The organism is Vibrio sp. YT-18, assembly GCF_033337345.1.
Classification (GTDB): domain Bacteria; phylum Pseudomonadota; class Gammaproteobacteria; order Enterobacterales; family Vibrionaceae; genus Vibrio; species Vibrio alginolyticus.
Map to the genome: position 1 here is coordinate 1 of NZ_JAWOQO010000301.1, position 1,017 is coordinate 1,017.

The following is a 1,017-nucleotide window of genomic DNA, read 5'->3' on the forward strand; positions in this document are numbered from 1 at the left end:
GGCAAAGGCTGTCGTCAGTCGGTTTACACTATAAACGTTTTGATCGCTATGTTGGTTGATTGCGTCGAGTATATCTTGCCGCAATTCATCGGTAACACGCTCATCGGCATCTAACCACAATACGTAGTCGGCCGTAACATATTGCTGCGCAAGTTGGCGTTGTTTTCCAAATCCCGGCCAGTCTAAGTTGGTATAGAACTTATCGGTGTATTGTCGGGCAATTTCTTCAGTGCGGTCGGTACTGCCCGAGTCGAGGATGACAATCTCATCAACCCAATCTTTTACGGTGTCTAGACAAGCTTTTAAATGCTTCTCTTCATTTTTGACGATTAAGGCAACGGCTAAAGTTGGCTTGGACAAATTGACTTCCTTCTTAACAAATCTATACAGGGAGTTTACTGGTATTGCGGGTACAAATCTTCTACGACTTGATTGAACATTGTAATCACTTGCTTGCTTGTGATGCGATTCATTGCTTTTTCATCTTTCGCACGAGTTCTCCAGCTTAGTTGTTGGCTGGTTTTTCCTGTTTCAGCCAAGATGACTTCCTCATAAACTGAGACGGCATACTGTAGATAGCGATATGGGCCCACTCGAACCGGATTATGGTGGGCGTATAAACCAATGATCGGTGTGTTCATGGCGCTTGCCATGTGAGCTGGCCCGGTATCAGGCGCGATGACCATGTCTACTTTGTCAATCAGAGCCAGCATTTGCAGGATTGAGCTTTGCCCAACTAAATTTAGACATGGCTCTTCCAGTCGAGATTGAATGGCATCTGCCAAATCCAGTTCGACTTGAGCTGGGCTGCCAGCCAGAATTACATTCCAACCTTGTGCTCTCGCATGGTGGATGACGTCTATGTACCCTTCAGCATTCCAGTTTTTATATGCTTTACTGGCTCCTGGCACAATCAGTAGGTTGGGTTTGTCGCAAGAAACATGATTCTCTGCCCACTCTTGGTCTTGTGCGGAGTAGGAAAGTGCCCAGTCTAGCTCCGTGTTAGGGATGCCAATT

Annotated in this window: 2 protein-coding genes; both read right to left on the minus strand. The window is 46.2% G+C overall.

Features of this window, described 5'->3' with window-relative positions; translation table 11 throughout:
- On the minus strand, positions 1–360 hold a 360-nt coding region (locus R7M72_RS26150), incomplete at its 3' end, for a glycosyltransferase family 2 protein (protein WP_318056598.1).
- Positions 361–395: 35 nt separating this feature from the next.
- Positions 396–1,017: glycosyltransferase family 9 protein (locus R7M72_RS26155; RefSeq protein WP_318056600.1), on the minus strand; the 622-nt coding region annotated here is incomplete at its 5' end.